This is a genomic window from Caballeronia eucalypticola (assembly GCF_047608185.1).
Taxonomy (GTDB): Bacteria; Pseudomonadota; Gammaproteobacteria; order Burkholderiales; family Burkholderiaceae; genus Caballeronia.
In genome coordinates, this window is the sequence record NZ_JBLKRU010000022.1 from 104,470 (window position 1) to 127,491 (window position 23,022).

The 23,022-nt window shown below is 59.3% G+C and carries 23 protein-coding genes and 1 pseudogene; 9 read left to right on the plus strand and 15 right to left on the minus strand.

Translation table 11 applies throughout. The features are described 5' to 3' along the window. Nucleotides 1–74: 74 nt before the first annotated feature. A complete protein-coding gene (locus ACMX25_RS23975) occupies nt 75–2,348 on the minus strand; it encodes a putative bifunctional diguanylate cyclase/phosphodiesterase (protein ID WP_414952537.1) in 2,274 nt (757 codons plus the stop codon). 384 nt (nt 2,349–2,732) lie between these two features. Here ACMX25_RS23975 and ACMX25_RS23980 point away from each other — a divergent pair, with 384 nt between their 5' ends. Then, nucleotides 2,733–3,287, plus strand: coding sequence for a DUF1349 domain-containing protein (locus tag ACMX25_RS23980; protein WP_414952538.1), 555 nt, complete (start codon nt 2,733–2,735; stop codon nt 3,285–3,287). Nucleotides 3,288–3,328: 41 nt separating this feature from the next. On the opposite strand, the gene ACMX25_RS23985 is transcribed toward ACMX25_RS23980, so the two are convergent. After that, nucleotides 3,329–4,252 (minus strand): LysR substrate-binding domain-containing protein, encoded by a 924-nt coding sequence (locus ACMX25_RS23985; protein WP_414952539.1) that lies wholly within the window; start codon nt 4,250–4,252, stop codon nt 3,329–3,331. Nucleotides 4,253–4,391: 139 nt separating this feature from the next. Here ACMX25_RS23985 and ACMX25_RS23990 point away from each other — a divergent pair, with 139 nt between their 5' ends. Next, nucleotides 4,392–5,096 (plus strand): SDR family oxidoreductase, encoded by a 705-nt coding sequence (locus tag ACMX25_RS23990; RefSeq protein ID WP_414952540.1) that lies wholly within the window; start codon nt 4,392–4,394, stop codon nt 5,094–5,096. Between the two features lie 37 nt (nt 5,097–5,133). Next, a complete protein-coding gene (locus tag ACMX25_RS23995) occupies nt 5,134–6,093 on the plus strand; it encodes a quinone oxidoreductase family protein (RefSeq protein WP_414952541.1) in 960 nt (319 codons plus the stop codon). Between the two features lie 137 nt (nt 6,094–6,230). On the opposite strand, the gene ACMX25_RS24000 is transcribed toward ACMX25_RS23995, so the two are convergent. Together ACMX25_RS24000 and ACMX25_RS24005 are read right to left on the minus strand one after the other, a co-directional pair. Beyond that, the gene (locus tag ACMX25_RS24000) at nt 6,231–6,884 is read right to left on the minus strand and encodes an ureidoglycolate lyase (RefSeq protein ID WP_414952542.1); all 654 of its coding nucleotides are present in this window, start codon (nt 6,882–6,884) and stop codon (nt 6,231–6,233) included. A 127-nt stretch (nt 6,885–7,011) separates the two neighbouring features. Further along, nucleotides 7,012–8,007: a zinc-binding dehydrogenase gene (locus ACMX25_RS24005; RefSeq protein ID WP_414952543.1), complete on the minus strand. Its 996-nt coding sequence runs from the start codon at nt 8,005–8,007 to the stop codon at nt 7,012–7,014. A gap of 116 nt (nt 8,008–8,123) precedes the next feature. Between ACMX25_RS24005 and ACMX25_RS24010 the strand changes: the two genes are divergently transcribed. The 3 genes from ACMX25_RS24010 to ACMX25_RS24020 all read left to right on the plus strand — a co-directional run bounded on the left by ACMX25_RS24010 (nt 8,124) and on the right by ACMX25_RS24020 (nt 10,473). After that, entirely contained in the window at nt 8,124–9,014 is an 891-nt protein-coding gene (locus tag ACMX25_RS24010; protein ID WP_414952544.1) for a LysR family transcriptional regulator, read from the plus strand. Between the two features lie 132 nt (nt 9,015–9,146). Beyond that, nucleotides 9,147–9,788, plus strand: a complete 642-nt coding sequence (locus tag ACMX25_RS24015; protein WP_414952545.1) for a glutathione S-transferase family protein — start codon at nt 9,147–9,149, stop codon at nt 9,786–9,788. 61 nt (nt 9,789–9,849) lie between these two features. Then, complete coding sequence (locus ACMX25_RS24020) at nt 9,850–10,473, plus strand: FMN-dependent NADH-azoreductase (protein ID WP_414952546.1); 624 nt, start codon at nt 9,850–9,852, stop codon at nt 10,471–10,473. Between the two features lie 315 nt (nt 10,474–10,788). Here ACMX25_RS24020 and ACMX25_RS24025 read toward each other — a convergent pair whose 3' ends face one another. The 5 genes from ACMX25_RS24025 to ACMX25_RS24045 all read right to left on the minus strand — a co-directional run bounded on the left by ACMX25_RS24025 (nt 10,789) and on the right by ACMX25_RS24045 (nt 15,744). Further along, the gene (locus ACMX25_RS24025) at nt 10,789–12,468 is read right to left on the minus strand and encodes an ABC-F family ATP-binding cassette domain-containing protein (RefSeq protein WP_414952547.1); all 1,680 of its coding nucleotides are present in this window, start codon (nt 12,466–12,468) and stop codon (nt 10,789–10,791) included. Between the two features lie 450 nt (nt 12,469–12,918). Next, nucleotides 12,919–13,128, minus strand: a complete 210-nt coding sequence (locus ACMX25_RS24030; RefSeq protein ID WP_414952548.1) for a dodecin — start codon at nt 13,126–13,128, stop codon at nt 12,919–12,921. Between the two features lie 33 nt (nt 13,129–13,161). Then, entirely contained in the window at nt 13,162–13,758 is a 597-nt protein-coding gene (locus ACMX25_RS24035; protein WP_414952549.1) for a nitroreductase family protein, read from the minus strand. A 365-nt stretch (nt 13,759–14,123) separates the two neighbouring features. Next, complete coding sequence (locus ACMX25_RS24040; RefSeq protein WP_414952550.1) at nt 14,124–14,852, minus strand: glutathione binding-like protein; 729 nt, start codon at nt 14,850–14,852, stop codon at nt 14,124–14,126. Then, nucleotides 14,845–15,744, minus strand: a complete 900-nt coding sequence (locus ACMX25_RS24045; protein ID WP_414952551.1) for an acyl-CoA dehydrogenase — start codon at nt 15,742–15,744, stop codon at nt 14,845–14,847. The genes ACMX25_RS24040 and ACMX25_RS24045 overlap by 8 nt, the downstream gene beginning before the upstream one ends. Nucleotides 15,745–16,070: 326 nt before the next feature. Here ACMX25_RS24045 and ACMX25_RS24050 point away from each other — a divergent pair. The 3 genes and pseudogenes from ACMX25_RS24050 to ACMX25_RS24060 all read left to right on the plus strand — a co-directional run. After that, nucleotides 16,071–16,484, plus strand: a pseudogene (locus tag ACMX25_RS24050) (acyl-CoA dehydrogenase family protein); the annotation flags it as partial. A gap of 222 nt (nt 16,485–16,706) precedes the next feature. Next, a complete protein-coding gene (locus tag ACMX25_RS24055; protein WP_414952552.1) occupies nt 16,707–17,048 on the plus strand; it encodes a hypothetical protein in 342 nt (113 codons plus the stop codon). Between the two features lie 84 nt (nt 17,049–17,132). Next, a complete protein-coding gene (locus ACMX25_RS24060; RefSeq protein WP_414952553.1) occupies nt 17,133–17,330 on the plus strand; it encodes a VOC family protein in 198 nt (65 codons plus the stop codon). A 60-nt stretch (nt 17,331–17,390) separates the two neighbouring features. Here ACMX25_RS24060 and ACMX25_RS24065 read toward each other — a convergent pair whose 3' ends face one another. The 6 genes from ACMX25_RS24065 to ACMX25_RS24090 all read right to left on the minus strand — a co-directional run bounded on the left by ACMX25_RS24065 (nt 17,391) and on the right by ACMX25_RS24090 (nt 22,950). Further along, entirely contained in the window at nt 17,391–18,140 is a 750-nt protein-coding gene (locus ACMX25_RS24065) for an amino acid ABC transporter ATP-binding protein (protein ID WP_414952554.1), read from the minus strand. Beyond that, complete coding sequence (locus ACMX25_RS24070) at nt 18,140–18,817, minus strand: amino acid ABC transporter permease (RefSeq protein ID WP_414952555.1); 678 nt, start codon at nt 18,815–18,817, stop codon at nt 18,140–18,142. The genes ACMX25_RS24065 and ACMX25_RS24070 overlap by 1 nt, the downstream gene beginning before the upstream one ends. A 44-nt stretch (nt 18,818–18,861) precedes the next feature. Further along, on the minus strand, nt 18,862–19,641 hold the full coding sequence (locus tag ACMX25_RS24075; RefSeq protein ID WP_414952556.1) for an amino acid ABC transporter substrate-binding protein: 780 nt from the start codon (nt 19,639–19,641) through the stop codon (nt 18,862–18,864). A 202-nt stretch (nt 19,642–19,843) separates the two neighbouring features. Then, a complete protein-coding gene (locus ACMX25_RS24080) occupies nt 19,844–20,791 on the minus strand; it encodes an NAD(P)-dependent oxidoreductase (protein WP_414952557.1) in 948 nt (315 codons plus the stop codon). A gap of 211 nt (nt 20,792–21,002) precedes the next feature. Next, the gene (groL, locus tag ACMX25_RS24085; protein WP_414952558.1) at nt 21,003–22,643 is read right to left on the minus strand and encodes a chaperonin GroEL; all 1,641 of its coding nucleotides are present in this window, start codon (nt 22,641–22,643) and stop codon (nt 21,003–21,005) included. Between the two features lie 13 nt (nt 22,644–22,656). After that, nucleotides 22,657–22,950 carry a co-chaperone GroES gene (locus ACMX25_RS24090; RefSeq protein ID WP_414952559.1) on the minus strand — a complete coding sequence of 98 codons (294 nt, stop codon included), beginning with the start codon at nt 22,948–22,950 and terminating at the stop codon, nt 22,657–22,659. Between the last annotated feature and the right edge of the window lie 72 nt (nt 22,951–23,022).

Below are 23,022 nucleotides of genomic sequence, written 5' to 3' on the forward strand. Positions count from 1 at the left end.
CACAACTGATATATCGTCATGTCTGCCATGATTGAAGCACATGGCTCAGATGGAGGGATGTGGCCGGCATACCGTTAGTATTCAACGTCTGCAACCGGAAACCGATAGGCCGTCAATAGCTGCTCGAACGTAACGGGTCGTCCCCACAGGAAGCCCTGTATCTCGTTACAGCCGGCCAGGCGCAAGATTTCCAGTTGCTCCTGCGTTTCAACGCCTTCAGCCGTCACGCTCAGGTTTAGTTGGTGCGCAAGCGAGATAACCGCTTCAACGATGGTCCTTGACGCAATGCTCAAAGCGATTTCATCGACAAACGATTTGTCCAGCTTCAGGATATTAGGCTGAAACCTCGCCAGGTATCCCAAGCTGGAATACCCGGCGCCGAAGTCGTCGATTGCGATTTTTATGCCCATCGCCTTGATGCGCTCAAGCATATCGCGCGCTCCGTCGAAGTCGCCAACCAAAGCCGATTCGGTGATTTCCAGCGTGAGCTTTCTTGGGTCTACATCGCTCGCTTCAAGCGCCTCGATCAGCGTGGGAATCAGTCGGTTATCGGCAAGCTGCTTGCCTGACACGTTGATGGACATCGACGCGTTCGTCATCCCGCCTTCACGGAAACGTCTAAGATCGGCAATCGCCTGCCTGATCACCCAGTGACCCGTATCGACAATCAATCCGCTCTCTTCAAGCAACGGAATAAACGCATTGGGAGGGATCAGCCCAGACCTGGGATGCTGCCATCGGATGAGCGCCTCGAAGCCCAGCATGGCCCCTGTTGAAGCGTCGAACTGCGGCTGATAATGCAGTACAAAAAGATTGCGCTGCACCGCATCGCGCAACTCTCCTTCGAAAAAGGCCCGGGACAGTTCCTGTTGCTCGCTTTCGCCATAAACTTGCGACGTATTTCGTCCCGCGCGCTTCGCGGAGTACATGGCAAGATCGGCGCTTGTATATAGCGCTTCAGGGGTATCGCCATGTTCGGGAAAGAGCGCGACGCCAATCGAATAAGTGATCGATATCGACTGGTTGCCCACCCTGACCGGCATCAGGCACGCGTCCTTCAGGCTTTGGCAAATTTGTTCCACCGCGTGCTCTTCGTGAAGCCCTGGAACAATGACGGTGAACTCATCACCCCCCGCGCGAGCAACAATACTGTCAGGGGCCAACACACCCAAGATCCGAGTCGCGATCGCCTGCAAAACCTTGTCCCCGACAGAGTGCCCGGCTATGTCGTTCACAGCCTTGAAGCGATCGACGTCGAGGAATACAAACGCAAAAGGCTGTCCGTCGTCACAGTGCGCCTTGAGCGCCGCCGTCATGGCACTGCGGTTTGCAAGTCCCGTCAGGCTATCGAAGTGAGCCATTGCGTGCAGTTGCATCAGCCGCTCACGCTCGCTCGTGGCATCGACGCAAACGCTGACCACTCTTTCCACAACTTCATTTTCAACGACCGGATAGATATCTGCCCTTACCCAACGTGTCCGTCCTCCCGACAGATGCAGGCGAAAATAGCTTTGCGTGGGTGCCATCGAACCCACTGCCTGCTTCATCTTCACTCTTAGTTCGACCAGGTCGCAAGGCTCGACGCGGCGCGCCCAGATCGTATTGTCCTTCATGATCTCGGCTACGGGCATTTCCCACATGCGCTCGAACGCGGAGCTCACATGATGCAGGTGCTTGAAATCCGGACTGGCAGACCAGAAGACGGCGTCTACATGTCCTTCCATATCTCGCTGAAGTTTGGCCGACGCGCTCAGTTCATTGATGAGCGAGGTCTCTGCTGTGATGTCACGCGATTTGCATAGGACTGCGACCACCTCGTGATTGCGTCCGAAGACAGGAGCAAACGCGGAAGTCCACCATTTCAAGTTTCCAGCGAGCGAGTTGCAGGGCCCCGAAAAAGTGACGGCCTCACCGCCCCGTGCTCGCGAAAAAGCAGCTCTGGCGTCAGGGCCTTCCCAAAATGCGAGCCAGTCCTGACCGATAAGCACGTCGTCAGGAGCAGCCTCGACAAGCACCATGCCTACGTTTGAGATGAAGAGGATGCGCCCTTCCACATCAAGTAACTTGATGCAGTCCTCCGCCATGCCAAGAAGGTTGTGAGCGAGTTGCTGCGAGGAGGTTTCTGCCCGGCTCAATGCGCGCATGCGCCAAATCAAGGTACCAGCAAGCATGCACGCGACAAAACAGATGGAAGCGCCAATCTGGGGTGACGTAACGAGGGCAGTGGTTGCGGCGACCAGACTCACGGCAACGATCGGAATGGCTGCAAGAAGATCCTTCTTGCGGTCAACCGGATCAATGCGTTGCTTAAACTCCTTCAGCAACTCGATTGCAGGAATGTTCGCCATTTGTTCGCTCAGGTTTTTATTAAGCCTTTAGTCTGCAGCGCCGAGTGGTCCTTGCTGATGAAAGGCTCATCCGTCCAGAAAACACATCTTGATACGATCAATCAATCGCTTACTCTACGCTACTGAAATTATCGGATGCTGTCATTTCAGTTGAATTCTCGCGGTGCGCGGAGACTGACGTTGGCTAAGCTTAAGCTGGCCGAAAGCGGACAGATGCCTATGTCCGAGTATCGAGGACGACGATCCGGCCCGATTTTCAACCCGCGATGGCGAGGATAGATAACGATGAATCTGACTGTCGGAGATTTCAAGGCGTAGTTACATAGGGTCTACCGCCGCGCGTATTTATTCCAGGAGGAGTCCATGTTCGAGCGATGCAAATGGTTGAACGAGCCCGGCGAGTGGGCTTTGAAAAGCGGTCGCTTGTGGGTCAAGACGGACCCGGAAACCGATTTTTGGCGCGAGACATACTACGATTTTATCCATGACTCGGGGCATTCATTCGGAATCCAAACCAAGGGTGATTTCTCGGCACAAATTCATGTGCGTGGAGACTTCGCGTCGCTTTATGACCAGGCTGGATTGCTGATTCGCGTTGACGAGCGCAACTGGGCGAAGGCCGGCGTGGAGCTTACGGATGGCGCTTTGATGATGAGCAGTGTCATCACGCTTGAGCAGTCGGATTGGGCATTGGGATCGCCGATCGCGACGGCCGACGGATTCTGGCTGCGCGCGACGGTCGAGCGGGGAGCCCTGAGAATACAGTTTTCTATCGATGGCATGACGTGGCCCATGTTACGGCTGGCGCCGTTTCTCAAAGCGGCGAGTTACTTCGTAGGAGCTGCTTGCTGCAGCCCGAAGCGCGGCGGTTTGACAGTCGAGTTTTCCGAATTCCTCCTGATGCCGCCGCAACAGAAGGATCTACATGATCTTACATAAACGCATTGATTTGGTCCGCAGCAGGCTGGAGCTTAGCGGCCTCAGGCGCCACCCTGTCGCGTACGCAGTTCGACTGGACGATCCGGGCTCATTGCCTCCTCTGCGAGCCATGCGGCGACTTCGGCCATTGGCGCGTCGCTGCGAGCGCGTCGCGGTGACACCACATAGTAGTCGGAGCCTGTGCGCAAGACCTGCGGCACCACTTGCACCAGGCGGCCGGCGACCAGATCAAGCGCGACGAAGAACGGACTGGCGAGCGCGAACCCCTGGCCCGCGATCGCCGCATCGATCGCCAGGGCGGTCTGGTTGAACCGGATGCCCTTCGACGGAGAAAGCGTCACGCCTGCCTGCGCGAGAAACGCCGGCCACGAGTCGTGTGCGTCGTGTATCAGTGGACTGTTTGCCAGCTGTTCTGGCGCCATGGCCGCCGCTCCGGCAAGCAATGACGGACTACCCACCGCGATCAGGGTGTTCTCGAACAGCAGTTGCGTCTCGACGCCCGGCCCAAACGGCGGGCGCCCATAACGGATCGACAGATCGACGCCGTCCGTGTGAAAAACGGACACGCGGTCCGTCGCCAGGACGCGCAAATCGATGTCGGGATGGCGCGCGGTGAAGCGAGGCAATCGCGGCAAGAGCCACTTCGCTGCGATCGTCGGAGCCACGCTGATCGTGACGTGCTGCTCGCCGGGACGAAGCAAGCGCGTGGCTTCGGCGATCTCTTCCAGCGCGCGTCGTACCCGGCCGGCGTAGGCACCACCGGCCTCGGTCAGCGCCAGGCCACGCGAATGCCGCTCGAATAGCTTGATGCGCAGATCGGCTTCGAGTGCGCGCATCAGCTGCGCCACGGCGCCTTGCGTCACATCGAGTTCGTCAGCGGCAAGCCGGAAATTCAGACACCGCGCCACGACCTCGAAGACGCGAAGCGCTTTCAGCGACGGAAGCCCGTGCAGGGGGATATTCATGAGCTGACTGTAGATTTTCTACTGAGTGGATGTAGGTGTTCGGGCTCGACTGATCGCCGTCTTGTGACTAGTCTATCAATCGACAAGCGCCAGTGCCATTTGGCATCAGCGCGGTACCAAAGGACAGAGAGGACATATCGTGACAGTAGAAAAGGTTGCCATCATCACGGCAGGAGGCAGCGGCATGGGCGCTGCTGCGGCGCGCCGGCTTTCGAAGGACGGCTACCGGGTCGCCGTGCTGTCTTCCTCGGGCAAGGGCGAAGCCCTCGGCCGCGAGCTGGGGGGAATCGGGGTCACCGGATCCAATCAATCAGAAGCGGATCTGCGAGGCCTCGTCGATCAGGTGCTGGCGCGTTGGGGACGCATCGACGTGTTGGTCAACAGCGCGGGGCATGGCCCTCGTGGCGAGGTGCTTGCAATGTCCGACGACGACTGGCACCGAGGCATGGACGTCTATTTCCTCAATGTCGTCCGTGCATCGCGGCTCGTGGTGGAGACGATGAAGCAGCAGAAGTCGGGCGCGATCATCAACATCTCGACGGCATGGGCCGTCGAACCCTCCGGCATGTTCCCGACCTCCGCCGTGTTCCGGGCGGGCCTGGCTGCCTTCACGAAGATTTTCGCGGACACTTACGCAGCGGACAACATCCGCATGAACAATATCCTCCCCGGCTGGATAGACAGCCTTCCCGAAACTGACGAACGCCGGGACAGCGTGCCAATGCAGCGCTACGGCCGGAGCGACGAGATCGCCGCGACTGTCGCTTTCCTGGCTTCCGAGGGGGCGGGCTACATCACCGGTCAGAACCTGCGTGTCGATGGCGGCGTGACGAGATCCCTGTGAAGAAAATCACGTTTCGGCAGGACCATATGGGGTATCCATGCACGCTCTAGTCTTTCATCAATTCGGCGATGCCGACGTCCTCCGCTACGAAGCGGTGCCAGATCCCGCTCCGGGCTCCGGGCAGGCGCTGGTGCGCATGCGCGCCATCGGCTTGAACTTCGCTGATGTTTATCGGCGCAAGGGGAACTACCACCTTGCCGGGGCGCCGCCGTGGATCCTCGGCTACGAGGGCGCTGGCGAGGTCGTCACGGCGCCTCAGGGCAGCGGCCTGCAGCCCGGTCAGCGTGTGGGTTTCGCCGACAGCCCATTCGCCAACGCGGAACTCTGCGCGGTCGATGTGAGCCGCCTCGTTGCGTTGCCGGATGAAATTTCCTTCGAGATGGCCGCCGGCAGCCTGCTCCAGGGCCTGACCGCGCAGTACTTGTGCCGCGACAGCGTCGCGTTGCGCGCCGGGGATTGGGCCGTTGTGCACGCAGCGGCAGGAGGCGTGGGGCTGCTCCTCGTCCAGATCCTGCGGCACTTGGGGGCGCGCGTCATCGGCATCGCTTCGACGGAGGCCAAGCGGAAAGCCGTGCGCGATCTCGGCACGGAGTTTGTGATCCCCACCGAGGGTTGGCTTGAGGCCGTGAAGTCGCTCACGGGCGGGCGCGGCGCAGACGTGGTGTACGACTCGGTAGGCACGACGCTGCGCGAGAGCCTGGACGTCGCGCGCACCGGTGGCACGATCGTTTTCTACGGCATGGCGGCGGGCGATCCGGCGCCCGTGGACCCGCGGCTGCTCATGGACCGGTCGCTGGCGCTGGTCGGCGGTGACCTGTGGAACGTGCTCACCACGGCTGAAGAGCGCCAGGCGCGCACCACGGAATTGTTCAACTGGATCCGGTCAGGCGACGTGACGCCGCGCGTTTCGCGAACGTACGCGTTGCGAGACGGCGCGCAGGCCCACCGGGAACTTGAAAGCCGCCAGAGCATCGGCAAGATCGTGTTGCTGCCTTGAAATCGGCGTGAGATGACACGTACTCATCTGGACGACGTGCTGAGTGGTCCAGTGCAATGCGGTGGAATTCGTTTTTAGGCGGAGATTGAATTCCTCCGCGCTCTACAGCCGGCTTGACGCGCTCCTCGACCAGACGGTCAGGCGGCGCTGGCGATCGGCGCCTCGAGAAGACAGCCAAACTCGCGGGCAAAGTCGACAGAGACGCGCGCATGGACTGCGCCCTGCTTATCAAAAAACCGCTGCGTCCCGCTAAGCGTGAACACACCTTCATGCCAGACGTTCGGGTGGATGTAGAGACCCTGCTGGCCATTGAAGCGAAAGCACACGAATTTCTCGGGTGTAATGTCGTCCCCGGGCAACGCGAGTGGAACGTAGAACGGACGATGGTCGAGAGGAAAGAAAAGTTGTCCGCCGTCGGGGTGATAGTTCGCATGCCAAAGTAACAAGAGTTCCGGGGCATTGGCGTTGTCGTCGCGCGCTGCTTCAGGCTCCTTCGCGTATGCAAGGATGTAGTTCCCGCCCACGGCCTCGTTTCGGCCGTAGAGAATATCCCCGCGCCATTCGCTCACGAATGTCCCTTCGGTCGTGCCTGCCTCATCACCGGTTCCGGGGTCGATTGGCCTTGTCCCCACTGCCGGCCATTGCACGATCTCGATCGAGCACTCGCTCGGGTCTGTCACAAGCCTGCCGAATCCATCAAGTGTGGCGGGAGTCGCGTCGACCACAGGCATCGACACGCGTCGGAGGCCACGGGGAAGGGCGGGGTTGAGGTAGTCGATTTCATGGGTCATCGGCACAGTTTATACGAGTCGACAATTTGAACGAAGGTGGGGCATTGTTCGATTTTTTAAACGTCGCACGCGTCCCAAGGAAGCCGCTGGCGCCTGATCCAGCTTTGTCATGCCTCAACGAACAGCCTCACGCGGTCAGAATGGCCTTCGTGCCGTCCCGGCCCTCATAAGTCATCGCCGCGTCGATTTGCTCATAGACGAACGTTTCGCCAATCCGGGTCCGGTATAGCCGATCCTCGATCACCGGTTCGAGCGCCCGCAACGCGGCCCCGAGTCTTCCCCGGTCCTTGACGGTCGCGCTGTCGAAGTTGCTGAAACGCCGGATGACGAGGTTCTTCATCATGACCAGCGCGCTCGGGAACGACACCGGCGACGCCGCGTCCAGAAAACCGTAGCACCAGATTGTCGAATTCACCGGCAAGGCCGTTGCCACGTCGCTGAGCAACCGGCCACCCACGCCGTCGAATACCGCCGTCGCTCCCAGTTTCGCTGAGAGTTCGGCGAGCGTCGCCGTGAACCCTTCATGGGTCACGATCACATGTTCGATACCTGCGGCATGCAACGCGTCGCGCGCTGCGTCCGTGCGAACGAGGAAAGCTGCCGGCAAGCCGCGTTCGCGGGCAAGCGCGGCGATCGCGTTGCCGGTCGCCGAATTCCCTGCCGTGACAAGGATGCCCCGATGCCCCGCCGCGATAATCTCATCGATAAACGCGTACGCCGTCATCACGTTGACCAGCGAGCCGCTGTAATCCAGGGCCGACACATGGTCCGGCAAGATCAGGCAGTTGGTGTAAGGCATCTGCGCCCGCTCCGACCATAGCCCTATGCTTTCCGCGCTGCGTCCAAGCGACCGGTAAATGGCGACCTGTCGACCGGCGTACCGCGATGGCACCCCGTCTCCGACCGCGATAACGGTACCCGCACCCGATGCCCCCCAAACGTCGTGCCGAACGGTAGGCAGCGCTACTCCCAACAACGCGGGCTGTTTGAGGAAAGTCTTGTCGCCGTGATTGATCGCGGATCCTGCCATTTCAATCAGCACATGGCCCGCTGCCGCCTCGGTGGGCGTCGGCACCTCGCGCACTTCCAGGTCTCGCGGGGCCGTTACACAAATTGCTTTCATCGTTTAACTCCTTGATTGGAAAGCGCTACCTTAAGCGTCCTGATCCATTGCGAAAATGGCTGTAACGGGCATACCATTGATTCCAATTCGGAATTGATGAAAGGGGAGCGGAACAAGTGGATCGACTCGACGCAATGCGGCTCTTCGTAAGGCTGGTCGAAAGTGGCAGCTTCACGGCCGTGGCGCGTGCCGAAGGGATGGGGCAGCCCGCCGTGAGCAAGCAGATCCGCGCGCTCGAACGCTATCTGGGCGCGCAACTGCTTGCACGCACGTCGCGCCAGGTGAGCGTTACCGAAGCGGGGCAAACGTTCTATTCCGCGGCGAAGACGCTGCTGGAGGATTTCGATCTCGCCGAGTCATCGGTGGGCGACAGGCAGCAATCGCCGCGCGGCTTGATCCGTCTGAGCACGTCGCCCGCGCACGGACGCCTGTGTATTACGCCGCTGCTGCCCGAGTTCTTCCGACGTTATCCGGACGTGGAAATCCAGATGTCGGTCTCGGAGCGTCAGGTCGATCTGATCGGCGACGGGATCGATCTCGCGATCCGTCATGGCCGCATGCAGGATTCTTCGATGACCGCGAGGAAGCTTTGCGACTCGCCTTTCCTGCTCGTCGCAAGCCGCACTTACCTCGCGACGCACGCGATGCCGACGCGTCTCGACGATCTCGATGCGCACGACTGCGTGGTCTTCGCCCATGGGCGGGAACGTCGTCCGTGGGTATTCGGGTCGGGTGACGAGACGGTCGCCTACACGCCGCGCGGACCGTTCATGACCGGCGACGCCGAGCAGATTCGCGCGGGCATATTGTGTGGACTCGGCATCGCGCAGGTACCAGCGTGGGTCGTCGCGCCGGAGATTGCCACAGGCGAAGTGCAGGTGCTCCTGCTGCAGCTCCAGCGTGAATCTGTTCCCACCTACCTGGTTCATCCCGCCGGCAGACGAGTGCCAGTGCGTGTCAAGCTGCTGTTGGACTATCTTCAGGCGGCTTTTGCATTGGCCGTCTGAATTGACGACAAGAAAAGGGGCACAGGATATGCGTTACCGACTTGCGGCCGGGGGTCGTTTTTTGAATCAACGCGTGCCGACGTTATCCGGAAGAATCGGATCACTTGCCGCACTTCTTACAAGGAAAGGTTCATGCTAAAAATCCATCACCTTGGTCACTCACAGTCGGAACGGATCGTCTGGCTCTGTGAAGAACTCGAGGTTCCTTACGAGCTCGAAAAATACACGCGCGACCCGGTCACGCAGCTGTCACCGCCGGAACTCAAGGCGCTGCATCCGCTCGGCGCCGCACCGCTCATTGAAGCCGATGGGATCTTGCTTGCCGAGTCGGCCGCGATCGTCCAATTTGTTCTCGCCCGATACGGTCACGGACGCCTGCAGCATGGGCCCGATCATCCCGATTTCGCTTCCTATCTTTATTGGTTTCACTTCGCCAATGGCAATCTTCAGCCGGTAATGGGCCGATCGATGTTCATTGGGCGCTGCGGGCTGGCACGGGACCATCCGATCCTGACGTCGGCGCAGGGACGACTGGACAAGGTGCTCGCGCTGATCGAAGCGCAGCTTGCACAGAACGACTATCTTGCTGGCAGCGCGTTCACCGCGGCAGACATCATGAGTGTCTTTTCGCTGACCACGATGCGTCTGTTTCATCCGCTTGATCTGAAGCCATATCCTCACTTATTGGCGTATCTTCAGCGAATCGGCGAACGAGCCGGGTATCAGAGGGCGATGGCCAAAGGCGATCCGGACCTGACGCCGATGCTGACATGACATGACATGACATGACAGCGCGGCGATTCGCTCTTCATTCAACTTACCTTTGCGAGCACTTATGCATCTTCTTCACGTAATTGGTTCGCCGCGCACAGGGCGCTCAGCGTCCCGGCAGGTCGCTAACGCCTTCATTGACGCATGGAAGGAGGGACATCCTGACCGGACCGTCGACGAACTGAACGTTTGGGAAATCGACCTGCCTGTTTTCGACGGGCCGGTGCTCGAAGCAAAATACGCGGGCATCGAGGGCCGGCCGCTCGATCCCGTGCAGGCTGACGCGTGGCGCGCCGTCAGTACGCTTGCTGAACGGTTCCGGCAGGCAAACGTCATTCTCTTCAGCGTACCGATGTGGAATTTCGGCATCCCGTATCGGCTCAAACATCTGATCGATGTCATCTCGCAAAAGGACGTGCTGTTTACATTCGACGAAAGAGGATTGAACGGCCTGCTTGGCGGAAGGACGGTCGTCACGATCGCGGCGCGAGGCGTTCAGCTTGGGGCGGATTTTCCACAGGATCAGTTCGACTTTCAGACCGCTTATCTCACCATGTGGTCGCGCATGGTTGGGATCACCGACGTACGGGTGATCAGCGTTGAAAAAACGTTGGCAGGCCCCGAGCAGGACCATGCGTCCCGCAATGAGGCCAGCGAAAAAGCTCGCGAGCTTGCCCGCGATTTGTAAGCAGGGAATTGCCGTACTTCTGTTCGCTTCAAGCATGCATTTCGTCATTAACGGCAATGAGCTTGAATTGGACTTTGACCCCCAGGACGTCGCTTCTGGAGGACCCTCACACGCCAATGGGCGCGCGCGGCGTTGGCGAGATCGGAACCACGGAGCGGGCGCGGCCATCGCGAACGCGGTTTTTAATGCCACCGGCAAGCGAATTCGCGATCTTCCAATCACGTTGGATAAGGTGATTCGTTATCCGAAGAGGCGCAGCCGGTCGTCCGCGATTCGCCATGGCAGCTTCCGAACTGGAACTGCCACGGGGCTGACTCAGGCGGCGATCTTCTGCTCCCCGGCAGCCTGTTCACGGATGCGACGAGCTTCGTCGCGCAGGAACTGCTGGTAATCGTCCAGATCGCCGTCGAAGGGCTCGACGCCACCATCGGTGACGAGCCAGAACTCATCACAGACCGCGCGCAGCAGGGACCGGTCGTGACTGACCAGCAACACCGTGCCTTCGAATTCGTTGAGTGCCATGCCCAGCGCTTCGCGTGTGGCCAGGTCGAGGTGGTTGGTCGGCTCATCGAGCAGCAGCAGGTTGGGGCGCTGCCACACGATCATGCACAACACGAGCCGCGCCTTTTCGCCGCCGCTCATCGTGCCGACCTTCTGATGGACCATGTCGCCACCGAAGCTGAAAGTGCCGAGGAAGGTGCGAAGCGATTGTTCGGTGCCACTCTGACCGGGGGCACGCATGTTCGGCGGCGTGTCCTTGGCAAGGCGGATCATGTGTTCCATCGGCGTGTCGAGTGGGCGCAGCACGTCGAGTTCCTGCTGTGCGAAGTAGCCGATGTTCAGCCCTTTGCCTTCGCTGATCTCGCCCGCAATCAGCGCCAGCTCGTGCGCCACGGTCTTCACCAGAGTGGACTTGCCTTGACCGTTGGCACCGAGAATGCCAATTCGCTGTCCGGCCAGCACGGATCGGTTGATGCCCCGCACGATGACCGTGGGCGGCGTGTCCGGCGGTGCGTCGGCTGGCGCCGGGTAGCCGAAGCTCGCGTCCAGCATCGACAACAGCGGGTTCGGAACGTTAAGCGGTTCCTTGAATTCGAAGGTGAACTCTGCGTCGGCAAGCACGGGGGCGATCTTCTCCATGCGTTCGAGCGCCTTGACCCGGCTCTGCGCCTGCTTCGCCTTTGAGGCCGTGGCCTTGAAACGGTCGATGAATTTCTGCAGGTGGGCGATCTTGTCCGCCTGCTTGGCCATAGAGGCCTGCTGCAACAGCATCTGCTCAGCGCGCATGTCTTCGAACTTGCTGTAGTTGCCGCCATAACGCACCAGCTTGGCGTTGTCGACGTGCACCGTCACCTGCGTCACCGCGTCGAGGAATTCGCGATCGTGACTGATCACGACCATGGTTCCTTGATAGCGCTTGAGCCACGCTTCGAGCCAGACCAGCGCGTCGAGGTCCAGGTGATTGGTCGGTTCGTCGAGCAACAGCAAGTCGGATGGGCACATGAGCGCGCGCGCCAGTTGCAGTCGCATGCGCCAGCCGCCGGAGAAACTGTTGACCGGCTGGCTAAGCTGCGCAGCGCTGAAGCCCAGACCCTGGATCAGCGCCTGAGCGCGTGCGGGCGCATCGTGTGCACCAGCGTCGTGCAGGGCCATGTAGGCGTGCGCCATGCGCATGCCATCGTCGCTGGCCTCGGCGGCGGCTACTTCGGCCTGCGCGGCCAGCATGACGGTATCACCTTCGATTACAAAGTCGGTCGCACTCTGCTCGGTCTCCGGCATGTCCTGCGCAACCTGGCCCATCTTCCACGCAGTGGGAATCGAGAACTCGCCGCTGTCTTCGTGCAGCGTGCCGTTAAGAAGGCCGAAGAAGGATGACTTGCCGGCGCCATTGCGGCCGACAAGGCCAATTTTTTCACCGGGGGTGAAGGTGACGGACGCGCTGTCGAGTACGACATTGACGCCGCGGCGCAGCGTGACATTACGGACGGAAATCATAGGGAGCTACTTCGAAGAGGACACGCATGATAGCCGACCGACGTACAGCGCTGTTTCTTTTCTGGCCGCACGACTGAAGAGCCGCTTGCGTTTTGCGGCGTCCCTTGGCCACAAAGTGAGGCGGGTACTGGCGCTCAGCGCCGTTCAGTTTGTGGGGCCAGAAGCAGACGGTGAGTGACGGTTTTTTGGGCGTGCGCCAGCCTTGGCAAGTGGCACCACTCAAGCCACTTCAACGGACTGGACTGAGGGGCAGATCACATTGGCAGTATCTCTGCAGCGATGTAACGCCCCGGGAGTTGTCTCCAATGTTCGCCGAAGTAATGCGATAAACGCACTTGCGCTGTCGTAATTAAGCTTAAGCGCGATTGCTTTGACAGGCACGCAAGCGCCCCGCAATGAGAGCGCTTTCGCAGCAAGATCCCTTCAGCATGCGCGGCGGGGGAACCGCACTTACTCGTCGAGGCGAATGCCGACCTTGAGCGTCACTTGCCAGTGCGCAACCTTGCCGCCTTCAACATGACCACGGGTTTCAATGACTTGAAACCAATCGATGTTGTGTAAGGTTTTGTTGGCTCGTGCCAGCGCAACCGACACCGCGTCATCACTCGATTGCGTTGACGAGCCTGTCAGTTCAATTTGCTTGTAGACGTGATGAGGCATGGGAAAAGTTCCTTGGGTTAGGTTGTACTGCGGTCAGCCTACGAATCGGCCTTCGGTGGCGATTTCGCCAAGTGGTTTGCGCGGACTGGGCGTTTCCCGCGCCTGTAGCCCCTCCGGCAGTGAAGCCCTGTCGCCGAGGCGGCCTATCGCGATTCCGGCTTCGATCGAGTAGGTATCCGGGATTTTCAACGCAGTCCGGATTTTGTCCCGCTCAATCCCGGCTAGCCCGTGCGTATGCCATCCAGCCAGACTTGCCTGCAGCGCAAGATAGCCCCACGCGGCGCCACTATCGAAAGAATGGCTGATTGACGGCACTTCGTCCGTCGCGCCCGGCGGGGCAAATGTACTCTTTGAAAGAACGATGACCAGCGCCGCCGCCTGACTCGCCCAACTGCGGTTGAAGTCGTTCAGGAAGCCCAGGAATTGCGTCCAGTGCTCGCTATCGCGAGTTGCGTAGATGAAACGCCATGGCTGTGAGTTATATGAGGAAGGCGCCCATCGGGCGGCCTCGAAAAAGGTCAACAGCGTGGCTTTATCGATAGATTCCGGGCTAAAGGCCCGCGGCGACCAGCGATTGATGAATTGCGGATCGATAGGGTGATCCGCATTGCGAGGGTTCGGCGTTGTCATGGTGGTTAGTCGCTCACTAGGTAGTCGTTCACTGGTTTGTCGCACAAGCGCCAGGAGAGCCGCTAAGAAACGGCACGGCGAAGGGGTTGAGTCACTCGATTCAACTCAAGGACGAATCAAGAACAAATCAATCCCTCACCCGAGCCAGTATAAGAATGGCGAACGGTTTGATCTAACAAGAAATCGGTTGAACCTTATCGCGTTAGCGTGGCAACGCAATTTCCGACGCGGATGTAAGGGTTGAAAATAAGGGTTGAAAAAGCGGCGGCATGGAAACGTCTCGATGCCCCATTGTTTTCAGGACGAGCTGACGCATCGTCTGTCCGAGACCGGCGTGACGTGCATGTCTCACCGGCTTTGCCGCTTTAATCCGAGGGTGCAGGACGGGCGCGCTGGTTGTAAAGAATCTTGCGGCGGCGTTCCTGTTCCTCGAGGGTGACGCTGGCGGGATCTTCCGGCTCTCCGGCCGTCACCGCCAAACCTCGTTGCACCGCCGGCCGCTCGGACAGTTCCTCGAACCAGCGTTTGAAGTGGGGGAATTCGGCCGGGTCGATGCCTTGTTGCTGCCAGGAGACCGTCCAGGGGTACGACGCTATATCCGCAATCGTGTATTCGTCGCCGGCCAGGTAGCGGCGATCATAGAGGCGATTGTTCAGCACTCCATAGAGGCGATGGACCTCGTCGTTGAATCGGCGCCGGGCGTACGTTTGGTCGCCTGCGCTGTCCGGGACCCGCGAGAAGTGCCCGCGTTCGCCGAACTTCGGCCCCTGGTTGGCCATCTGCCAGACCACCCACTGGGTTACTTCATACTTGGCCTGAACATCGTGTTGGGCCCAGAAGCGGCCTTCCTTTTCGGCCAGATAGAAGAGGATGGCTCCGGACTCGAATACGCTGACCGGCGAGCCATCACGCTTCGGGTCAGTGTCGATAATGGCCGGCATCCGGTTGTTGGGGCTGATCGCGAGAAACTCATCCTTGAATTGATCGCCTCGGCCGATGTTCACCGGAACAATCGTGTAGGGAACACCCAGCTCCTCGAGGAGAATGGCGACCTTCTTGCCATTCGGAGTTGGCCAGTAATGAACTTCAATCATGAGCTGCCGCCTTTTCTTGCAGCGCCGCCGACGTGCGGCTGCGTGCTGCGCTGATCGCCAGGTCGAACGCACGTTTTGCGATGCCGAAGTACACCGCACCAAGCCCTGGCAGCACGGCGCCCAGGATGCCGTCCACGAACGGGTCGTTGGGGATCCCGGCGGGTAGCACGCGCGTCACGTGTTCTCGTGCCGCGATAGCGCCTTCAAGATAGGTATCGTCGCTGCGCGTGGCGCGCAACCCAAGCGCGTCCCAGGTCTGGACCGTGCGATGCCCCGGTGACTCGCGCCGGATAAACGCGTGCACGATCTTCGGATGCGCCGGATCGGAGTTATCTAAACCATGCACGCCGAGCCAGTCCCATGCAGGTGCAAGCGAGGTCAGGACCTTGCGGCCATCGAAACGATAACTGCCGTCGCGTAGTGGCGTCGCCGTAACGAATGAATGCGCCAGACCCAGGTCGTTGCCGGGTTCGCCGTGTCCGGCGGCGAACACTTTGCCGGCGCCGGCTTCTTCGAGAATCCATTGCGCGGAGGTATCGCCCTTCCTCAACAGATGAAGCGCCGCCCCGATCCAGTATTGATGCATGTTCAACGCCAGCGCAGTCGCCGGCGCGCGATACGCAAGCCGGACTTGTTCGTGCAGCAACTCCGGCAGCGTGAGGCCGAGTCCGCCCAGTGCGACGGGGACGGCGGCGTGGAGAAAGCCGATCCGCTGCAGGTCGTCCAGGTCTTCCGTGAAGAAGCGATTCTCGAGGTCATAAGCGGCGGCGCGTTCGCCGATACGCGAGAGTAATGCGTCGCTTAGCAACGGGGCACGCGATGCTGCCGGCGCCTTCACTTGCACAGGTTGTGACACGGGCAAAACGTCGACTTCGCTTGGAAAATTTGACATCCACCGGCTCCTTTGATGAACCATTGCGTTCAGCGATTATGGCGACGCGCCGCTTGAGTGCGCCACCATCGATTGTTGATTTGCAAATCAGGATGTCAGCTGGCGATCAGCGTGATTCCGCCCCCTCCCGAACTAATCTCGATCGCAGATAAGCAATTTCCATTTTTGATAGTAGGCCCGTGTCGCCGGCGCTGTTCCAATTGAGAACGAGGACCCGTTTGGGGACTTCCTCTTTGCGGTAATTGCACCGCTTCGGTGATTGGCAGAAGACATTGGCAATAGCCAAAATCGAAAGCCTGCAAGCAATCTTTCAATCTGGAACATTCATGTCGACCCGTACCGTCGCAGGCGCTGAATTGCGCTTGCCCAACCTTCCCGATCCAGAGCGCGTGCAGCGTATTTCCAGCGACGCACAAGCGCTGGACGCAGCTCGCCGCCTCGCCGATCAATTCGCACCTGGCGCCGCGAGCCGGGATCGAGAGCGCTTGCTCCCTTGGGCTGAGCTCGATCTCTGGTCCGAAAGCGGCCTCGGCACCATCACGGTACCGCGCGAATACGGCGGCGCTGACGTGTCGCTTGCTACGCTTGCCGAAGTATTCGTCATACTGTGCGCGGCCGATCCTGCCTTGGGGCAGATTCCGCAGAATCATTTCGGTGTGCTGGGTGTATTGCGCGAGATCGGCACACACGCTCAGAAACTGCGACTGTGCAACGAGGTAATGGCTGGACGGCGGCTAGGCTTATCGCTCTGGTCTCTATCGTGCAGATCGCCGGGGAATGGATAGCACGTCGCACTGACCATAAGCGTTGAGCGAAGGGTCCTGTCGAGTGGAGCATGCGAAGGCGTACACCGAATGAATCCGGGAATAGATAGGTTCATAAGTCGCTTGGAGCGGGTCATGACCCGCCACTAATATCGTTAGGAAACCGACTTAGTTACAGGATTAGTCATAGGATCCGCAATGAAGCTCACGCAAGTTACCCTTCTCAGCCGCATGCGGATTGGCCGCGATTACAATCCAACCTATCTGGCGCAACATTTCGACGTGACTACCGCGATCTTGCGCGACACTCTTTGTGCACTTGCCCAAGAGGGGTTCGTAAAAATGATCAACAAGGCGGACGGAAAAATAGCATTTCGCCGGGTAAAAACTGAACTGCCGGTGCAAAGCGACAATCCCACTGAACCATCCAGGAGTACCGCAACCTTTCCGGTTACGCGTCGCGTGACGGGCATTCTCAGCGGTTATGGCGCCTCATTGGCAAGCGTGCGAGATCTCGCGTTATTGACACGAAGAGCTTAGTTTTATGAAGACACGTGATGTCGCCGTAGAGTATCTCCGGAGCAGCGCGCACGGGGCCGCCTTACATCAATGAGCCCGGGTACTTTGCAATCATCGTTCACACCGGGCAGGCTGGTGCCCGAATTACTGGTTACGGATATCAACACCAGCTTGCGGTTCTGGCGTGATCTATGCGGTTTCAAGGTTGTTTATGATCGCCTGGATGAGGGCTTTGCCTATCTTGATCACGATGGCGCGCAAATCATGCTGGACGAGCGAGGGCGCGGGCGTAACTGGAAATAGAAACGAGAAGGACCTGCGTGGAAGCCGCGCGGAATACGGCTCACAGCCGCGTTCCCGCTATCACGTTTGCCGGGTAAGAACGGAAACGAAGTTCGCCGTTTCGGCCTGCTTCGGACGGTTGAAGACATCTTCTGCCAAGCCAGATTCGATCACGCTGCCACCGCTGAGGAAAACGACCTCGCGAGCAATCGATGCAGCGAGACGTAAATCATGCGTTGCAAACAGCATGGTCATGCCTTCTTTTGCGAGCTGGCTCAAGACGTCGATCACTTCGGCCGCGAGCCCAGGGTCGAGCGCCGAGGTCGGTTCATCGCAGAGAAGAATATCTGGCGAGGGCGCCAGCGCCCGCGCAATGGCGACCCGCTGCTGCTGCCCGCCGGAGAGCGTGCTGGGCCAGGCATCGGCCTTCTGCGAGATCCCTACCTTCTCCAGCAGTGCGCTTGCTCGCGCCCGTGCGCGCTCCTTGTCCCATCGCTGCACGGTGATCAGACCTTCCATCACGTTCTGTATCACGGTCCGGTGCGGGAACAATTGAAAACTCTGAAAAACCATCCCCGTCTTGCGACGTATCCTGAGTACCGAATCGCGAGACGGTTTCTCCGTGGGACTGAATTCAACCCGTTCGTCGCCCAGCGTCAGCGATCCGGTGTCCGGGATCTCAAGCAGGTTCACGCAGCGCAGGAGCGTGCTCTTGCCGCTGCCCGACTGCCCGATCAATGCCGTGACCGTCCCCTGCGCGAGCTTAAGGTCGACTGATTTGAGCACATGATGCGTGCCGAAGGATTTCTGGATTTTATCGAGGGCTATCATCAGTGCCCTCTCTTGAAGAGCGCATGTTGGCCAAGTCTTCTTTCAAGTTGAATCTGAGCCGACGACAGCACGGAACTAAACACCAGGTAGATCAGTGCCGCTTCCGTGTACAGGATAAGCGGTTCATAGGTTACTGAAGCAATCCGCTGCGCCGCCTGAAATATCTCGGGCACTGTGAGCACTGCCGCAAGCGACGTGTCCTTGATCAGTGCAATGAACGAGTTTGCCAGGGCGGGCAGGGCAACGCGTGCAGCCTGCGGCAGGACTGTTCGCCGCAGTGCTTGCGAACGCGTCATGCCCATGGAATACGCGGCTTCCCATTGTCCGTTGGGAATCGATTCAACCGCGCCCCGGATCACTTCCGAGTTGTAAGCGCCCACGTTCAGCGAGAAGCCGATAATGGCCGCGGTGAGCGGGTCGAGCACGATCCCGACGTTGGGCAAGCCGTAGAAGATCACGAAGAGCTGCACGAGCAACGGCGAGCCCCGGATCAACCACACGTAGAACTGTGCAATCTTGACCGCCCATTGCGGTCCGAACAGCCGCACGAGCGCGGTGACGAATGCCAGCGTCAAGCCGAGTGCAAACGACGCGATGGTGAGCGGCACCGTGAACACGAGTCCCGCGTACAGGAGCGGCCAGAGTGACTCGACCATCAAGTGGAGCCATGCTGGCATAGTGTCGGCTCTCTAGAAGTTAAACAGGGGCGCTGAGTGCGCTGTTACTTCGATACATCCTTGCCGAAGTATTTCTGGGAGATCTTGTTATAGGTGCCGTCTGCCTTGATCTCGGAAAGCGCTTTATCGATGGCGGCCAGAAGCTCAGGATTGCCCTTCTGGATGATGACGCCGGAGTACTCGCTGTCAGCCGAATTGTCGATTGCCGCGATCTTCACCTTAGCGTCCGGCTTGTGCTTCTTGAAGTCGAGATAGGAGAGGCTGTCGTTCACGGTTGCATCAACACGTCCGGATGTCAGCAAATCGATTGATTCGTTAAAGCCCTGTACACCGACTACGTCTGCGCCATGATCCTTGGCGATCTTGCCGAAGTTGCTGGTCAGGGTATTCGCCGACTTCTTGCCCTTCAGGTCGTCGAAGGTCTTGATCGTCGTGTTATCCGAGCGCACGATGAGTGCCGCATGGGACGCAATATACGGCTGCGAGAAATCGTACTTGGCTCTGCGGGCATCGGTGATGGATACCTCGTTGATCACCGCGTCGTAGCGGTTAGCATCAAGCCCGGCGATCAGCCCGTCCCACTTGCCTTCAACAAACTCAGGTTTAACACCAATCCGTTTTGCAATAGCCTGGCCGATTTCAACGTCGAAGCCTGTCAGCTTGCCTGATTCGTCGTGGTAAGTGAAAGGTGCATAAGTCCCTTCGGTTCCGATCTTGATGACGCCGGCGCTCTTGATGTTTGCGAGATCGTCAGCTGCGAAAGCCGGTGAGAGAGCGGTCAACTGTACGATGCCGGCAAACAGCATGGCTTTGAGAATCTTCATAAGGGTGACTCCTTAAACGTTTATCTATTGTCTATTTCGTCTTCGACCAAGCGAAGGCGAAATGCTTTGGCGCGACTGTAACAAGGGGGTTTGGTTTCGCAAAGCACAACGGTGTCGCAGGTTATGCCTGAATCGAATAAGGGCGCGTGGGCCGGTTAGTTAAGCGGTGGTTGAAAAATCCAGAGACGTTTTGATGCAAGCTCTAGTAGCCCCGGTTGATATCGACGAGATCTTCAAGCGTTGTACCGTGAGTAAAGGCGCTGAAATTACGGACAAACTTCGCTGCCAATTCAGCCGCATTGTGTGGACCGATCGCCGACGTATGGGGTGACAGCCGGACGCGCGGATGCGTGTAGAACGGATGCCCGGCCGTTAGCGGCTCCGGCTCGGTAACGTCAAGCGAAGCTGAACCAACACGACCATCGGCAAGCGCCACAAGTAACGCTTCGTTGTCGATTAATGAGCCGCGTGCAACATTGACTACGTGTAGTCCCGGCTTTGCCTGAGCAAGCAACTCGCGACTGACAATATGACGCGTTGCTGCGGTGGCCGGGGCTGCGAGTACGAGATGGTCCGCTTCCCGCACCAGTTCATCGATACCGGCAACGAGCGTGACCCCGGGCAGGTCCGGCGCGGCAGAAGCTTGCCGCCGCACAGCAATGACGCGGGCACCGAGTGCTAGCGCTTTCTGCGCGAGAGTCTGACCAATCGAGCCGAAGCCGAATATGCCGACCGTGCTGCCTTGCACCGTTGCGAGCGGTGTCAGGGACCATTGCTGCGCGTCGTGAATCCAGATGTCAGCAAGGCGCTTCGCGTGGGCAAAGATTGCGGCTATAGCGAATTCGGCAATCGAGGTGGAGGAGGTGCCGCGCGCAGTCGTAACCGGTAGTCCTTCAAGGAACCAACGCGGATAGAAGTCGATTCCTGAAGAACCGAGTTGCACCCAGCGCAACCCGAATGGCCACCCGGAGGGGGCGCGTTCCGGTGCATGTGCACCCCGTATGATGATCGGGGCAGCGATCAAGATCGAAGTCTGCTCGGGCAGGCAGGCCGGCACGCCGCGCGGTATGCCTACTACCTGAACATCGGGTAGCAGCGCGCGTACTGCATCATTGAATGGCTCGGCGAGCTGGCTGGCTATGGTGACCATGGATTCTCAGAACAGGAAGTGACGGCCCGCCCAAGCATGCAGAGCGGGAATATTAGTCAGTAGTGCGGGAATAAAAGAATCAGAAAGCGTAGAGCTGGTGAGCCGCGGTATTGTGATGCCGAAGCACACGTCGGCGCGTCTAAAACTGGACGCGCCGACGTGCTTACGTACTGCTGTGACTACAGGTGGGCAAGTACGGGTAGGCCGAGGCTCAGAAATCGAAGCCCGGTCCGCCAGCGCCCGGTCCGCTTCCAGGCGCGGCCGGGGCCGCATTCTTCGGCGCTTCGGTGATCGTTGCGTCGGTCGTGAGCAGCAGGCCCGCAATCGACGCCGCATTTTGCAGCGCAGTGCGCGTGACCTTGGTCGGATCGAGCACGCCCGATTCGACCAGATCACCGTATTCGCCGGTCTGCGCGTTGTAGCCAAAATTGCCTGTGCCTTCGGCCACTCGCGCGACGACCACGCTGGCTTCCTCGCCCGCATTCGTGACTATCTGGCGTAGCGGTTCTTCCAATGCGCGCAGCACGATCTTGACGCCCGCGTCCTGGTCCGCGTTAGCGCCTTTCAGGCCGCTGATCGCTTGCTTGACGCGAATCAATGCAACGCCGCCGCCCGGCACAATGCCTTCTTCGACGGCCGCACGCGTTGCGTGCAACGCATCGTCAACGCGGTCCTTCTTCTCCTTGACCTCGATCTCGGTCGCACCACCCACCTTGATCACCGCGACGCCGCCCGCCAGTTTCGCCACGCGTTCCTGCAGCTTTTCGCGGTCGTAGTCGGAGCTTGCCTCTTCGATCTGGACGCGGATCTGCTTGACGCGTGCCTGAATATTCTTCGTGTCCCCGGCACCGTCGATAACGATGGTGTTTTCCTTGCCTACTTCAATGCGCTTGGCCTGGCCCAATTCCGCCAACGTCGCCTTTTCCAGCGTAAGACCGGTTTCTTCAGCAATGACTTGTCCGCCAGTCAGGATCGCGATGTCTTCGAGCAGCGCCTTGCGACGATCGCCAAAGCCCGGCGCTTTGACTGCCACCGTCTTCAGGATGCCACGGATGTTGTTCACGACCAGCGTCGCGAGCGCTTCGCCTTCGACGTCTTCCGCGATGATCAGCAGCGGTCGTCCCGCCTTCGCCACCAACTCCAGCACCGGCAGCAGATCGCGAATATTCGATACCTTCTTGTCGTGCAGCAGCACAAACGGATCTTCCAGGACGGCGACCTGCTTATCCTGATCGTTGATGAAATAGGGCGACAGGTAACCGCGATCGAACTGCAGTCCTTCAACCACGTCGAGTTCGTCGTCGAGCGACTTGCCGTCCTCGACCGTGATCACCCCTTCCTTGCCGACACGATCGATTGCTTCGGCAATCCGCTGACCGATCGACTCCTCGCCATTCGCCGAGATCGTCGCGACTTGCGCGATTTCCTTGCTGGTCGTGGTGGGTTTGCTGATCTTTTTCAGTTCTTCCACGGCGGCGATAACCGCCTTGTCGATGCCGCGCTTCAGGTCCAGCGGATTGAGACCTGCAGCCACGTATTTCAGCCCTTCGCGTACGATCGCCTGGGCCAGCACGGTGGCCGTGGTGGTGCCGTCGCCAGCGTCGTCGCTGGTGCGCGACGCAACCTCCTTCACCAGTTGCGCGCCGATGTTTTGCAGCTTGTCGACCAGCTCGATTTCCTTCGCGACCGAGACGCCGTCCTTCGTCACGATCGGGGAGCCGAAGCTGCGCTCCAGCACGACGTTGCGGCCTTTGGGCCCAAGCGTTACCTTCACTGCATTGGCGAGGATGTTGACGCCTTCGACCAGCTTCGAACGCGCGGTGTCGCTAAAGACAATTTCTTTGGCTGCCATTTCTGAAGCTCCGTTATTGTTGGGTGACTACGGCGACAATATCTTCTTCGCGCAGCACGAGCAGTTCGTTGCCGTCGACCTTGACCTGCTGGCCCGAGTATTTGCCGAACAGCACGCGCTCGCCGACCTTCAGGTCGGGTACGATGCGCTTGCCATCGCTATCACGCTTACCGGGGCCGACGGCAATGACTTCGCCCTGGTCCGGTTTTTCAGCGGCGCTTTCGGGAATCACAATGCCCGATGCGGTTTTTGTTTCCTGGTCGAGACGCTTGATGATGACGCGGTCGTGTAGCGGACGTAGGCTCATGGTTGGATTCCATTGTGGTGGATGACTAGCACTCCTCTAAGTTGGGTGCTAACAAGAATCGAGTATAAGAAT